Source organism: Colwellia sp. BRX8-9 (assembly GCF_014077245.1).
In the GTDB taxonomy this organism is placed as follows: domain Bacteria; phylum Pseudomonadota; class Gammaproteobacteria; order Enterobacterales; family Alteromonadaceae; genus Colwellia_A.
On the sequence record NZ_JACGVN010000017.1, the window covers coordinates 14412 to 29440 of the forward strand.

Consider the following 15029-nt stretch of genomic DNA (forward strand, 5'->3'; position numbering starts at 1 on the left):
ACCTCTTTTAATTTGAGCGCAATTTTACGTAACAAACCTGTTGATAAAAACCATAGATTTTGCATTTGATTAGTGCCAAAATAGCACCAATAGAATTGTGATGGTAATAAAGTATGGATACGACTAGCCGATTATTGATGTTGCTTGAAGTGGTTGAACAAGGTTCTTTTATTAAAGCGGCTGAGGTACGTAATATTGACCGTTCGGTTATTTCTAAACAGCTCAGCCGCCTTGAGGAACAATTAGGCGTTAGATTACTTAATCGCACTACACGCTCATTTTCCTTAACGGCTGCTGGCGCTGAGATGGTTAAAAAAGCAGCTGAACTTAGAGAGTTACTGGGCGAAACAGTACGAATGGCTGAAAATTATCATTTGGAGCCCCAAGGAGTCCTCAAAATAACGTCTTCTACCTTATTTGGGAAACGTTACTTACAGCCAGTCATTAACGATTTTCAAATGCGCTTTCCGCAGGTTGAAGTAGAATTGCGTTTAGATGATCGTGTTATTGATATTGTCTCAGAAGGGTTTGACCTTGCGTTTCGTATCGGTGAGCCCAAAGATTCGTCGTTAATTGCTCGTAAAATAGCGCGTAATCGTTTGTTAATTTTAGCGACCCCGACATTTATTGCTAATTATGGTTTACCTCAAACTATCGAAGATTTAACGCAATTACCGGCGGCAAGTTACGCTAGCACCTCGTTTAAAGTCGAAGGTGTTCGCTACTATGATAAAAATGGTGAAGCCAAGGAACAAAAACTCAATAGTATTTTTAGGGCAAACGATGCCGAAGTTTTATTGATGAAAACATTATCAGGTAGCGCGTTTTTTGTTGCGCCAGCTTTCGTACTTGATAACGAAGTGAAAGATGGTCGTTTAGTACCTTTATTGACCGACGTTAGATTAATGGAGTATGGCGCTATCTATGCAGTATATCCACATCGCGATCTACCCGTTAGAACGCGATTATTTTTTGATGCGGTTCGTGAGTATTTAGGAAAAGAAATACCTATTTGGGAACGGGCTATTCCTAACTTTGAACAGTTATATACCCGGTAGATATTTGTCTGTGCTATTAAATATTAACCCGCCAATTTTACTCGTTTTATTTGCTTGTTTACCTCAGTTAAATTACCTGTCTTAAGCCAAATTCTTGCGCCAGCACTACCAGCGGTTACCGTTAAGGTATCGCCTAATGGCAAACGTACCCAACTATGCTTTTGTAATAAATCACTGGGTGTTTGTAACTCCCCTGATAACACTAAAACTTCAGCCCCTTGAGTCGCGACAATATTCATTACTGCGCTCGGTTCAAAAGATAAAATAGCGACCTCTTCAATGGTATCTTGGTGTAGTGGGATAATTGAAACGCCTAGTATTTTTGTCGGTGTTGCAGACATTTGCTGTGTTTGTAAACAAACATGGCTTCTATCTTCTGGCTGAAATTGCCAAAGTTTTACAAAAATAATACAGCCTTCATCAGAACGAGGTGTATGAGAAGATTGTGGTGGGTTTCTAATATATGAGCCGACAGGGTAGTCGCCGTGTTCATCTTGAAATACACCTTCAAGTACAATAAATTCTTCACCACCGGTGTGAACGTGGGCAGAAAACTTGCTTCCTTTTGCGTATCTTACTATCGATGTTGCTCTGGCCACTTCACCGCCTACTCGGTCTAACGGTCTTCTGTCTACGCCAGGCATAGGTGAAGCTAACCATGCTAATGAGGTACTGTGCACGATAGCTCTTTGTTCAAAGTTAGCTAAAATTTCCATAATCAATCCTATTTTAAAACAGTAAGGGTGAAAGTGAGTCATTTTACATTTAGTAAAAACCTTCATGTAAAATGACTAACCGTCATTTTTTATTTAACGCTTGGACGTTCAGCAACCTTAGCACGCCAATTGAGTAAATGTGTGTATTCGTCGGGTACGGCTATTTTTGCAAAGTCAGCAAAACCAAGACCGGCAAACAGGGTAATATCAGCGACAGTAAAAGCTTCACCTGCGACATAAGTCTGGTTGCTTAAAACAGTGTTAAAGTATTTAAAACCAGCAAGTGCTTTCTCGCCTTGTTTCTTACCCCATTCTTTATTTTGATATGTTTCAAGTTCAGGTCCTAGGCCGTCGGTAGCATGATGAAAATAAGTAGCGACAGCATCAAGTACCATTAATTCAGCTCTTCGTTGCATCATGCTAATAACGGCACGCGATTTTGCCGTTGACCCTGTTAACGATATCCCCTCAAAAGTGTGGTCGATATATTCAATAATAGCAGAACATTCAGCGATGTAAGTTCCATCATCTAATGCCAATACGGGTACGCTGGCTAAGGGGTTCATAGCGATGAAAGCGTCACTTCGATGTTCTTTGTTCATCACATCAACAGCAATAAAAGTGACCTTGTCAGAGGCGTTTTTCTCTGCTAACGCCATGCGGACACGCAATGGGTTAGGAAAACCTTCTATATCATATATTTTCATTTTATATTTCCAATTAATTTGGTTATCGTTGTTTACTTGACTACCTACTGGTAGGTAGTCTGCGTATTTTTAATTATATTGTCAAATTTTATTTAAAACTCAAGTCTTCTAAAAAATTAAAGTTGCTTTTACAGGTCGAGCTAGTTAATATTTATCTATCAGTAGATAGTTTTTTTTAAAGTTTACATATGAATAATAAACGTGTGATTATTGTCGGTGGGGGATTAGCGGTTTTATATACCGCTTATCAACTAGAACAGTTGAATATTCCTTATCTTCTTTTTGAAGCAAAAGATGTTTTTGGTGGCCGTATATATAGCGAGCAACCGAAAGTGTATGATGAAAATGAACCATTACATGATTTAGGTCCGACGTGGATATTTCCGCATCATCACCAGATGAAAGCACTAGTGGCTGACTTGCAAACACATTTATTTGACCAACATATTGAAGGTGCGGTTGTTTATCATGCGGATCAGCATACTCAGCCGCAAATTATTGAAAATGGTCAAGGGCCACTTTTACATCGTTTAGCTGGCGGATTATACAAGCTCATTTTAGCTTTACAGGCTAAGCTATCTAAAGATAACTATCAGCTTAGTTGTCAAGTCGAGCAATTAACAAAAGTGCACGATAGCTGGCAAGTGACAGTAAAAAATACTAAAGATGACTCGACATCTATTTTTGAAACCGACCATTTAGTTTTAGCTTTACCGCCGCGGATCATTAATGAATTTTTAACACCCGTTCATTGGGCAAGCAAAGCTTTAACCGCAGCCCTTGTCGCTGTGCCGACTTGGATGGCAAGCCAAGCTAAGTTTATTGCAACTTATGAAGAGGCTTTTTGGCGAACGAAAGGCTTAGCAGGGCAAGCCTTTAGCCGTGTTGGACCTATGATAGAAATTCATGATGCCTCGGCACAAGTACAGCAAGATTTCGCTTTATTTGGTTTTATTGGGCTTTCGTCACAAGCGATAGAAGGTTTATCTGTAGAACGGGTTAAAGCTTTGTGCATTAATCAACTGAGCTTATTATTTGGTGATGAGGCCCAGCAATACTCACAGTGTTATTTAAAAAGCTGGGGTAATGATCATTATGTTGCCGTTGAAAAAGACAGAGTGGAGCCACCAAATCATCCTTATTTTAATATGAAGGGGTTTGCTGGCGAATTATCCTCATTAAATTTATATTTAGCCGGTAGCGAATTTGCTCAGCAAGAAGCCGGTTACCTTGAAGGCGCATTATTTGCCGCAAATACAACCATTAGGTCATTAAAAAAAGAATTTAATGACCTTAACTAGAGAGAAAATATAATGAGTAAAAGTTCTTATGCTTTATATCACAAGGTTCATTGTCCATATTGCCGACAAGTCATTGCCGCAATGAAAACTAGCAATGTTACGCTTGAATTACGTGACACAGAGAAAAATTTAGCCTTTAATAAAGAGTTAATCGAACAAGGGGGAAAGAAACAGGTACCTTGTTTAAAAATTACAGAAAATGGTCAAGAATCTTGGCTGTATGAATCTGGAGATATTATTAACTATTTGAATAAAATAGCCTAGTCATTGATAATGGATGAAATTATTAAATTTATTTAATAATTTCATCATTTACTTCACCTTCAAATAGCATTTATTTATGAATAAAAAATCTCAAATACTCAAATTAGCTGAAAATAAAGTAAGATCTGGTGGCTATGGTAATTTTAGCTTTAGGGAACTGGCTGATGAAATTGGCATTAAAAGCTCAAGTGTTCATTACTATTTTCGTACAAAAGCTGATTTAGGTGCCGCACTAGCACACCAGTACGTAGATGATTTTTTAGCGTTATTAAATGCTGAGAAAGCAAAGTTAAAGGGCCGTAGTGCGATTAATCTCTATATTAATGCTTTTAAAACGGCATTAGAAAAAGACAATCAAATGTGTTTATGTGGCTTGTTAGGCGCACAGTCTGATGCATTGCCAGAGCAAGTCAACATAGAAATAAAACGCTTTTTTGAATTAAATATAAACTGGTTACAAGCCGTGTATATAGACGAAAAAGGTTTAGCAGTAGACATTGCCAAAACTAAAGCTATTCAGTTATTAGCTACTTTAGAAGGGATGATGATTTTAGCAAAAGTGTTAGACGATACATCGGCTTTTGACAGCCTTACCGACTTTGTTTAGTCATCTTGTAGCAAGTAAATCCTTATAATGTCGTTCACACCGTTGTCATGGTTTATGACTTCAGTTGATAGTACTGACGATAATTTATGGTATCTAAAATAACAGCGATTGATCCTTGTTTTACGCTACAGCGTATTAAAATTATGTTGGCAAATATTCCCCGAGCTGACAGTAATTAATATTTCATTACTTTAATCATGCTAGTTATCAATCACAAATAAAATAAGGTCAGGTATATGCAACGAATTATTAAAAATGGCATTGTTGTGATTTTTAGTTCATTTTTGCTATCAGCCTGTAGTTTTAGTTTTATTTATAACCACTTAGACTGGTGGAGCAATTGGTATCTTGATGATTACGTTACCTTAAGCCAAGAACAGCAAAAAACATTTGATACGACATTTAATGAGCTGCATACATGGCACCGACGAACACAACTCAGTGAATATAGTCGGCAACTTATCACACTAAAAGACCAAGTAAATCGCGGTATTACCGCTGAAGAAGTCAACGGTCAGTTAGTTAATATTAAACAGCATTGGCTTGCAGTGCGAGAGCAAGCAAAACCGGCACTGATATCGTTAGTTCATACCCTGAGTAGTCGCCAAAGAAAACAAGTTGTCGATGAAATTGCCAATAATAATGAAGAACGTCTCGACGACTATGATGAGTTATCTCAAGAGCAATGGCTTAACGAAACATGTATAGAACGACAAGACCAGTTCAAAAAATGGTTGGGGAAGTTAACTGAAAGTCAAAAAATTGAAGTATGTCAACTGACCAAAAGTTTAGCACCGACATTTAATCATAGAATGGATTATCGAATAAAATGGCACTCAGGTCTAAAACAGGTATTAGCCATGGGATTAGATAGACAAGAATATGAAGTGATGTTTACTGAACTTATTTCTGAACCAGAGTCATTAAAGTCAGAGCAACACAAAACATTATCTAAAAATAATAGTGATACCTCTGTAAAAATATTTCATATTATGATGAACAGCTTAACAGATAAACAATTGAATCGATTTAATAATAAACTTGATGATTTAATTGAGGACTTAAAAGAACTGGCTATAAACACTTAGCACCAAATCTTATTTTAAAGTACTTATATAAGACAACTTTGCGTTGACGTTGTTATTTTCCCTCGTGTTTAATTTTAATTATCTCTTCTTGGTTGTACCCGCCTGAAAATAAAACTATTTTTTCACATGAAAAGTAAACTTAATCTTAGTTTTATCGTATAACATATATTAATTTATACATATCACCGGTAGTAAGTGCGATTAACGTGCAGACACCAGCAAAAATAATTTAAGAGAGTGCTAAATGAACGATATTAATTCACCACAAAAACCGGTGGAAGTGACCCAAAAACCTGTTGTTTGGGGAATACATTTGATTGTAACCATCGTGATTTTTGCTATTGCTTTTGCAATTATTTCAGCGATGTTTGCTAGTAAACCTACTCCACGTAAATGGGGAGGAGGACCGCCGGCTTCTGTTGGTGTTGAAACAGTACAACTAACGGCTACGGATTACCCTGTTTGGATTGAATCTTACGGCTCAGCTGAGCCTTTAACTAGAACGCAATTAGTTTCAGATGTCAGTGGGCGTGTTATTGAGGTCGCTAATAATATTCGTGCAGGAGCATCATTTAAAGCGGGTGATGTTTTACTGGCGATCGACCCTCGTGATTATCAGATAGAAGTTGATGTTGCAAAATCAACGGTCGCTAATGCTTGGGTAAAATACAAAGAAGAGTTGGCTCAAGCAGATGTCGCTGAGCGCGACTGGAATGTTAGACCCGGTAGTAAAGCGGGTCGCGATTTAGCACTTCGCATTCCACAAGTTGCGGCTGCACTCGCTTCTTATGACGCATCTAAAGCGCAATTGGCGAAAGCCAAACTCAACCTTGAGAGAACTCAAGTTAAAGCCCCCTTTGACGGAAAAATTTTGAAGCAAATGGTTGATTTAGGGCAAGTTGTTAATCCTTCTCAAACTATTGCTGAGATATATTCCACTGATTATATTGAAGTAAGATTACCGGTAAAAGCCCAAGACCTAGCGCACATCTACTTACCCGATGAATACAATGCACCAGGCAACGAGCCTACAGACAACAAGGAACATCAATCTGTTGTTCTTTTTGAAGGTGAGTTAGGGGGGGAAACTTATACGTGGAAAGGTAAATTAGTACGTAGCGAAGGAGCTTTTGATTCATCTACTCGTATGCTTTACGTTGTTGCCAAGCTCGATAATCCTTTTGTTAGCTCTCCACAACTCCCCGCATTACGTGTTGGGCAGTTTTTAAGAGCAAAGATTGAAGGCACACAATTGAAGAATGTCTATGCTATTCCAAGAAGAGCAGTAAGTCAGAATAATATGATTGCGGTTGCAGAAGATGGTTTATTGCAAAAACGTGCTATTGAACCTTTGTGGACAGATGTTGAGTCTGTCGTTATTTCGGCTTCTTCACTTGCTGGCGATATTTATAATTATGCTGGCGCTATTGACTCTACCGATAAGCTTATTTTAACGCCAACGGCCAATTTAGCCGCGGGTACCCGAGTTAAATCATTGAATGACATTAATTCGACAACCAATGAAGAATTAGCTAAAAAGAAAATGACAACACCTGCAAGGAATCAAGAGATACAAGACAGTGATAGTGAAAAGCAAGAAGGTTTACCGGCTTTAAAAAAATCCCCAAGTAATTCATCCACTTCGACTACGGACTAGGAACTCATTATGCATGGTTTAATCGCTTGGTTTGCTCGTAATGACGTCGCTGCTAATCTTCTTATGGTGGTCATCGTTGCTGTTGGACTTTATAGTTTGTCTAACAAAATCCCTGTAGATTTATTTCCTGAATTTGAAATAAATACTGTACAAGTTAGTGCTGTTTTACCTGGCGCTTCACCACAAGAGGTTGAAGAAGGTTTAACCATAAGAGTGGAGGAAGCGATTCAAGATATCGAAGGCATTCGTGAAATGACTTCGCGCTCTAATGAAGGCAGTTCAACCGTGACTGTTGAAGTAGAAGATGGTTTCGACGTTAGAGAAGTTCTCGACGAAATGAAAGTTCGCGTAGATGCGATTAATAATTTCCCTGTTGAAGCTGAACGTCCTTTGGTGACGATGCCTAAGCGTATGCGTGACGCCATTGGTGTGGTGATGTATGGCGATTATGACAGCTTAACATTACGGCGCTTTGCTGAAGATGTTCGAGATGAAATAGCTTCGTTGCCTGGGGTTACTCAAGTCAGTGTTGATAACTCTCTGCGTTTTGAAATATCGATTGAAATACCTGAATGGTCATTAAGAAAATATGATATTACCTTAGAGCAGGTTGCCGACGCTTTACGACGTAACTCTACAGATGTATCCGCCGGTAATTTGAAAACTGAAGGCGGAGATATTTTTATCCGCAGTATTGGTCAAGCTTATAAAGCAAGTGACTTTAGCCAGCTACCGATATTAACTGATAAAGATGGTACATTAATCCGTTTAGGTGATATTGCTGTTTTACGTGATGAATTTGAAGAAACCCCCTTGAGAACAAGATTTAACGGTATACCCGCAATAGAGGTAGAGGTCTTTCGCGTTGGTGATCAAAGTATTATCGAAGTAACCGATGCCGTTAAAAATTATATCGCAGGTAAACAACAAGCATTACCGGTAGGGTTAACGATGACTTACTGGCGCGATCGCAGTAAATCGATAAAAGCACGTTTAGCTACGCTTACTACAAGCGCTTGGCAAGGTGCGCTATTAGTTATTCTTCTCTTAGCTTTATTTTTACGACCCGCCGTTGCATTTTGGGTGTGTCTTGGCATTCCAATGTCATTTATGGGCGCATTTATATTGATGCCATTTTTTGGTATATCTTTGAATTTAATGAGCCTATTTGCTTTTATTTTGGTGCTAGGTATTGTTGTCGATGATGCTATTGTTACGGGGGAAAATGTTTACGAACATATGCAACGCGGTACTGATCCCCTTACCGCTGCCATTAGAGGTACTCAAGAAGTTGCCGTACCGGTTACCTTTGGTATTTTAACGACTGTTGCAGCCTTTATACCCCTGGCTTTACTTGAAGGACGAGGCAGTTGGTACCAGAGTATTCCTTACGTTATTGTGCCGGTTTTACTCTTTTCATTAATCGAGTCTAAATTGGTATTACCCGCGCATCTTAAACATATTAAACCGCGAACAGGCGCGCCATCGCGGCTAACACGTATTCAAATGGCAATATCGACCTCTTTAGAGTCGTTTATTGCTAAATTTTATCAACCAACATTAGCATTAGCGCTGCGCTGGCGTTACGCGACGCTGGCAATTATGTTGTCGTCACTTTTTATAGTTATTGGTGCGCTTTCAAGCGGACAAACAAAATTTGTATTTTTCCCTCGTGTGCAAAGTGAAGTAGCAACAGCAACACTAACAATGCCAACAGGTACCGCTTTTGAAAGTACCGATCGTATTGTTCAACATATGACTACGCAAGCAAAGTTATTACAAGAGAAATATATTGATCCCGAATCTGGTGAGTCTATTATTAAGAATATTTATTCTATTAGTGGTGGACGTAATTCAAGTACGGGACGTGTTCGTGTCGAAACAATCCCTCCAGAAGACCGCAGCACAGATATTGGCACGCAACAGATAGTTGCAGAATGGCGTAAAATGGTTGGACAAGTTGCTGGCGCTGAGCAATTAAATTATCGAGCTGAGATTGGTTGGAATAGACCCGCTATTAATATCGAATTGCGTGGCAAGAATGCTAATGATTTAGCTGAGCTAGGCGATAAATTCAAAAGTAAATTAACGCAGTACTCAGCAGTTTCAGATGTTGAAGACTCAATGTCTGATGGCAAAGAAGAACTACAATTAAAACTTAAGCCCGAAGCAACGTTACTTGGACTTAATTTAAATATGGTTGCAAGACAAGTTCGTCAAGCAGTCTACGGTTTTGAAGTTCAGCGTATTCAACGTGGGCGTGAAGAAGTGCGAGTTATGGTGCGCTATCCTATTGCTGCTCGACAGTCGATTGAGACGTTAGAGCAGATGATGATAAGAGTCGAAGCCGGTCAAGAAGTTCCGCTATGGCAGATTGCTGATATCGTGCCTGGATTAAGTCCTTCGAGTATTTTACGTATTGATCGACAGCGAACACTTTCTATTACGGCTGACTTTAACAAAGAACAAGGTAATTTGTCTGCGGTACAGGAAGAGTTAGAAGAATTTTTACAACAATCGATAAGTACGTATCCAGGCATGAATTATGAAATGGCTGGTGAAGCTAGAGATCAAAAAGAGTCTTCTCAAGAACTGAAATTTGGTATGTTTGGCTTGTTGTTGGTGATTTATATCCTACTTGCTATTCCGTTTAAAAGTTATTCTCAGCCTTTAGTAGTGATGATGGTTATTCCTTTTGGCATTGTCGGTGCGGTTATAGGTCACTGGATAATGGGCATGGATTTAACCTTATTGAGTCTGATGGGGGTCTTAGCGTTATCGGGTGTGGTGGTTAACGATTCACTGGTCCTGGTCGACTATATTAACAAAAAGCGTGCTGAGGGGAGTGCTGTTTTTGAGGCTGTTTATGCCGCAGGTGGTCGTCGCTTTAGGCCGGTTTTACTGACATCATTAACAACGTTTGCTGGTTTAATGCCACTTTTATTTGAAAAGAGTACTCAAGCACAGTTCTTAATTCCGATGGCAGTAAGTCTGGGATTTGGTATTTTATTTGCGACAATCATTACATTGTTTTTAGTGCCGATAAATTATTTGATTATGGAAGATATCAAACGCTATTGCGCTCGTTATAAAAATGACATGCGTTGGTTAATACGCAAAGGCGTTGATAAAGGAAAATCGTCATAACGTCAGCCGTTAAACGCTTAACTATGTTGTTGCAATAACACTAAAAAATTGCCAACCTTTCATTAGGTCGGCAATTTTTTTATTTATCATAAAAATTTAACTTCACTTCACTATTATCTGCAGTGCTGATTTCTTCAAATTTTATTAAAAATATGCTCAGTAGAGTAAACTGTTTACTTAAAATAACGCTTTGGCTACAATATTTCATCAAGGTTAGCTGAAATACTGATATTTATTAAAATATTTCTTGACCAATCCCCCCCCTCAACCCACTCTTTGCCCACGAATTTATTCAAATGTAGAGATTTAATTAGTGAGCCAAGAACTAATGTACGACAAAAATAGCATTATCATTATTATTACCCTTTTTATTTTGATGTTAATTATTAACCAAATAGGCTACAGCTTCGGTTTACGTAATAAAGACGCAGAAAACACCGAGATGAAAAGTCAATCGACGGCTATTCAAGCCGGTATTCTGGGTTTATTGGCTTTGTTGCTGGGTTTCACGTTTAATATGTCGCTGCAACGGTACGATGGACGAAGTAGCGCGGTTATTGAAGAAGCGGGTGCTATTTCAAGAGTAGCCATGCAAGCAAAACTATTGAGTGGTAAAGTAAAAGATGACGTTTTTGATGAATTAGAGTCTTATCTAGCACTACGTATTTCACTGAGCCAAATAGATTTGAGCAATGCAGAGCAACGTATGGCTGTAAACAAAAAGGTCAGTAAATCACAAGCGAAACTGATTGAATTAGCACAACAAGAATTGGAAAGTCCAAGATCACTGTTAATTGCAAATGGCTTTTATCAGTCATTGTCTAGCATGATTCAAATTGAAAACAAACGATCGGCTATGCTTAGACTCCATGTCCCCGAACCAGTATTGTTTTTGTTGTTTAGTGTTTTTGTTACTGTTGGCGGCATGCTTGGTTACAATAGCGGATTAGGGAAGAAGCGTCCCGCATTTCCCACGATATTATTATTCACCTTAATCATCTTAGTGGTCTTTATTATCATTGATTTAGACAGACCTAAGCGCGGTATTATCCAAGTAAACCAAGATAGCCTGCATGATGCGGTTATGACCCTTCAAGATTATAAAACTGAATAATGTTAACGTTTATTTAAGCTAGGGATAATAAAATTTAATAGCTATTTTTGGTCATTTAATAATGAATAGCTATTAGATATTCCCCTTTAAAAGGACAAAGCACCTAAGGTTTCGGCTACAATCTCACCTTATATGCGGTCGAAAATATAGATACTAGTCCTGTCGATACCAGCCTACCTAGCTAAGCGCTTTATAGGGATAATAAAGACTGTAAAAGTCGATAACGACCAAGCTATTAAAGTTTTTTTATTTAAAAACATCGCCTTGCAAACTTCCTCCTGATTTTTCCTCAATATATTCCTCGATCATTTGTCGCACTTTCTAAGACGCATTAACACCATCTAATACAGCCAGTTTTTCAAAGTTCGCCTTTTTATGATCAATGAATACCGTAAGTCTGACTGTTGTTTTTACCACCTTTAATGTTTGTATAGCGACATGTTATTTTCATTATCATTTAATTAGAATTGTATTGTCTTTTAATTGGAATATAATTGTCGTTTTGTTGGCTGTCGTGTGAAATATTAACCGATAAATTACGCTTATATATTGATGATATTTACCCATATTTATTTTATGTGAGCAAGACATGCAGATAAAACCCCAACATACTTATATTATGGCTGTTTTTAATTTTCAGCCTTTAAAAGCGTTAGCCACAGGCTTTTTTTGATGGTGACCGTTGCCTTGTATTATCTTTGCTTACTCTGTCAAAGAAATATCTAATGCAGCGCTGCTCGCTGAGATAAAACGTTTTTTGACAAATTTTAAATTAACTCAGAGAAATATCGTGAAAAAATTAATAACGACTGTATTGCTGCTCCTCTTTGCAACACCTGCTTTTGCCGCTGGAGCCGGTGAAATTGATCTCACTAACACTATTGCAGGATTTACTGCATTAACGATTTTTATTATCGCTTACCTACTGGTTATTAGTGAGGAGTTTCTTCATCTGAGAAAGTCAAAACCGGTATTGGTCGCGGCTGGTGTCATTTGGCTGATTATTGGTTGGATTTACACCCAACACGGCATTCCTAAAGCGGCAGAAGAAGCTTTTAATCATAATTTATTAGAATATGCTCAGTTATTATTATTTTTATTAGTCGCGATGACTTATATAAATGCGATGGAAGAGCGAGGGGTGTTCGATAGCTTACGGGTTTGGATGATTTCTAAAGGGTTAAGTTTACGCAGTTTGTTTTGGGTAACAGGCATGATGGCATTCGTTATTTCTTCATTTGCTAATAATCTAACGACGGCAATGTTGATGTGTGCCATTGTCCTTAAAGTGGCTCCTAAGGACCTTAAGTTTATTAACATTGCCTGTATCAATATAGTGGTAGCCTCTAATGCAGGCGGTGTGTTTAGTCCATTTGGGGATATAACCACTTTAATGATATGGCAGGCAGGCTTAGTTAAGTTTGAGCAATTTTTCGTACTATTTATACCTTCCCTGGTCAACTTTTTAGTCCCTGCTATTATTATGAGCTTTTTTATCTCTAATGAAAGATCAACACCTATAACCGATGAAGACTTCATGCTAAAACGTGGCGCGAAGCGAATTATTTTCTTATTTATACTCACCATAGCTACGTCAGTTGCCACCCATAGTGTTGTTAACATGCCACCCGTGTTAGGAATGATGATGGGCTTAGGTTACCTCAAGTTTTTAGGGTTTTATTTAAGAAGAAGCCTTCCTCGTTCATTAGATAAAAAACGTACCTTAGCAACTATCCGTCATGATGAAAAAGCCCTGAAAAGGTTAGGTAATATCGTTCCTTTTGATATTTTTGAAAAAATAGCTCGCGCAGAGTGGGATACCTTACTGTTTTTTTATGGGGTTGTTATGTGTGTTGGTGGCCTCGGTTTTATGGGCTATTTAAGTTTAGTATCAGACTTATTATATACCAACTGGGATCCGACCTATGCCAATATTGCTGTCGGCGTACTTTCAGCCATTATTGATAATATCCCTGTTGTTTTTGCTGTCTTAAGTATGAACCCCGTAATGGATTTACAGCAATGGTTATTAGTTACAATGACCGCTGGGGTAGGGGGAAGTTTACTGTCGGTTGGCTCTGCGGCGGGTGTTGCTTTAATGGGGCAAACGAAAGGCAAATACTCATTTGTTGGCCACCTTAAATGGAGTTGGGCTATCGCTTTAGGCTATAGCGCCAGTATCTATGTTCATTTTTTGATTAATGGCTAAGTAATCTGGAACACCTTTAATGTAACTGCGTTATATTAAAGGTGTTCTCTTAGGATATTCATCGACTATTAGGCTGTGCTTGGCCCTGCTAAACAAAGTAATAATTCCCGCACGACTTTCGCCGCAAAAACATCACTATTTCCTGTACTGTCAATTTTAGGCGCTAACTCGACTACATCGCAGCCAACAAAATATTTAGATCGTAAAATTTTGCATAAGCTAATCAGTGAATGAAAATCTTCTCCGCCTGGTTCAGGTGTTCCGGTACCTGGAAAAAAGCTTGGATCAAAATAATCTAAATCTAAGGTTAAATAAATAGGTGTATCTTGTGCAATCGCCTCAACACTGGCAAGAAATTCAGCTCTGCTTTTTTTGAGTGTTTGATGTGCTTTCATCCATTGATATTCTTCACGAGTACCTGAGCGAATACCGTATTGTATTAGCTTATTATCTTTACCAAAATGATCGGTAATACGGCGAATAATAGCGGCATGGGAATAATGATATCCTAAGTAACCATCGCGTAAATCAGCATGTGCGTCGAGATGCAATATGATTAAGTCAGGGTATTCGCTCAAATACTTCTTTATTGGAGCGTAAGAAATAGAATGTTCGCCGCCTAAGGTTACAATGCGAATATTATTTTCTTTTAAAGCAACATTTTCAAATAAGGTGTTAAAAGCATCATTAGCATTACTATAGGCGTTTTCTATATCAGCTTGACAACTTTGTTCATTAATAGATAAATCAATCGGTAAATTACCTAGATCAACAAATGAAATATCTTCAAGGTCTGCGTCTAAATACGGAGAATACGATTCAATACCATCAGAAACGGCTCGAAGTGCGTTAGGCCCAGCCTTAGTTCCTTTTCTAAAGCATGCGGTACCATCAAACTCAAAGCCGATGATGTGGCTCGTATTTTGAAAAATACCTCGCTTATCTTTAGCTCCTTCAAAAGGTGTTGGCGGGGATATTAAACCCACATTAATTTCTTTAACCATATTCATCGAGTCGTGATACCTAACGGCAATATTTTCTTAATTATCCAAAATAAAGGCTAAATGTATAGTTTTATTTATAAAATATAGTGTTGTTAATAAAAATAGGGCTATTGGATGGCAAGCTTGTTGTTTATTTTTTCGATGTTAGCTACATTAT

The 15029-nt window shown here is 38.2% G+C and carries 12 protein-coding genes; 9 read left to right on the forward strand and 3 right to left on the reverse strand.

Features of this window, described 5'->3' with window-relative positions:
* The first annotated feature begins 113 nt into the window (after positions 1–113).
* Entirely contained in the window at positions 114–1058 is a 945-nt protein-coding gene (locus H4J70_RS14300; protein WP_182218253.1) for a LysR family transcriptional regulator, read from the forward strand.
* 23 nt (positions 1059–1081) lie between these two features.
* Here the strand turns inward: H4J70_RS14300 and H4J70_RS14305 are convergent, their stop codons facing one another.
* Together H4J70_RS14305 and H4J70_RS14310 are read right to left on the reverse strand one after the other, a co-directional pair.
* The gene (locus tag H4J70_RS14305; protein ID WP_182251316.1) at positions 1082–1774 is read right to left on the reverse strand and encodes a cupin domain-containing protein; all 693 of its coding nucleotides are present in this window, start codon (positions 1772–1774) and stop codon (positions 1082–1084) included.
* Between the two features lie 89 nt (positions 1775–1863).
* Complete coding sequence (locus H4J70_RS14310; RefSeq protein WP_182251317.1) at positions 1864–2481, reverse strand: glutathione S-transferase; 618 nt, start codon at positions 2479–2481, stop codon at positions 1864–1866.
* 188 nt (positions 2482–2669) lie between these two features.
* Here H4J70_RS14310 and H4J70_RS14315 point away from each other — a divergent pair, with 188 nt between their 5' ends.
* The 8 genes from H4J70_RS14315 to nhaD all read left to right on the forward strand — a co-directional run bounded on the left by H4J70_RS14315 (position 2670) and on the right by nhaD (position 13868).
* Positions 2670–3782, forward strand: coding sequence for an FAD-dependent oxidoreductase (locus H4J70_RS14315; protein ID WP_182251318.1), 1113 nt, complete (start codon positions 2670–2672; stop codon positions 3780–3782).
* A 12-nt stretch (positions 3783–3794) separates the two neighbouring features.
* Positions 3795–4046 (forward strand): glutathione S-transferase N-terminal domain-containing protein, encoded by a 252-nt coding sequence (locus H4J70_RS14320; protein ID WP_182218245.1) that lies wholly within the window; start codon positions 3795–3797, stop codon positions 4044–4046.
* 76 nt (positions 4047–4122) lie between these two features.
* Positions 4123–4653 (forward strand): TetR/AcrR family transcriptional regulator, encoded by a 531-nt coding sequence (locus tag H4J70_RS14325; RefSeq protein ID WP_182251319.1) that lies wholly within the window; start codon positions 4123–4125, stop codon positions 4651–4653.
* A gap of 236 nt (positions 4654–4889) precedes the next feature.
* Complete coding sequence (locus H4J70_RS14330) at positions 4890–5741, forward strand: DUF6279 family lipoprotein (protein ID WP_182251320.1); 852 nt, start codon at positions 4890–4892, stop codon at positions 5739–5741.
* A gap of 244 nt (positions 5742–5985) precedes the next feature.
* Positions 5986–7398, forward strand: coding sequence for an efflux RND transporter periplasmic adaptor subunit (locus H4J70_RS14335; protein WP_182251321.1), 1413 nt, complete (start codon positions 5986–5988; stop codon positions 7396–7398).
* A 9-nt stretch (positions 7399–7407) separates the two neighbouring features.
* Positions 7408–10545 (forward strand): efflux RND transporter permease subunit, encoded by a 3138-nt coding sequence (locus H4J70_RS14340; RefSeq protein WP_182251322.1) that lies wholly within the window; start codon positions 7408–7410, stop codon positions 10543–10545.
* Positions 10546–10858: 313 nt separating this feature from the next.
* Positions 10859–11659, forward strand: coding sequence for a hypothetical protein (locus H4J70_RS14345; protein WP_182230627.1), 801 nt, complete (start codon positions 10859–10861; stop codon positions 11657–11659).
* 787 nt (positions 11660–12446) lie between these two features.
* On the forward strand, positions 12447–13868 hold the full coding sequence (gene nhaD, locus H4J70_RS14350) for a sodium:proton antiporter NhaD (RefSeq protein ID WP_310733551.1): 1422 nt from the start codon (positions 12447–12449) through the stop codon (positions 13866–13868).
* Positions 13869–13936: 68 nt separating this feature from the next.
* Here nhaD and speB read toward each other — a convergent pair whose 3' ends face one another.
* A complete protein-coding gene (speB, locus tag H4J70_RS14355; RefSeq protein WP_259368061.1) occupies positions 13937–14878 on the reverse strand; it encodes an agmatinase in 942 nt (313 codons plus the stop codon).
* Positions 14879–15029 lie beyond the last annotated feature (151 nt).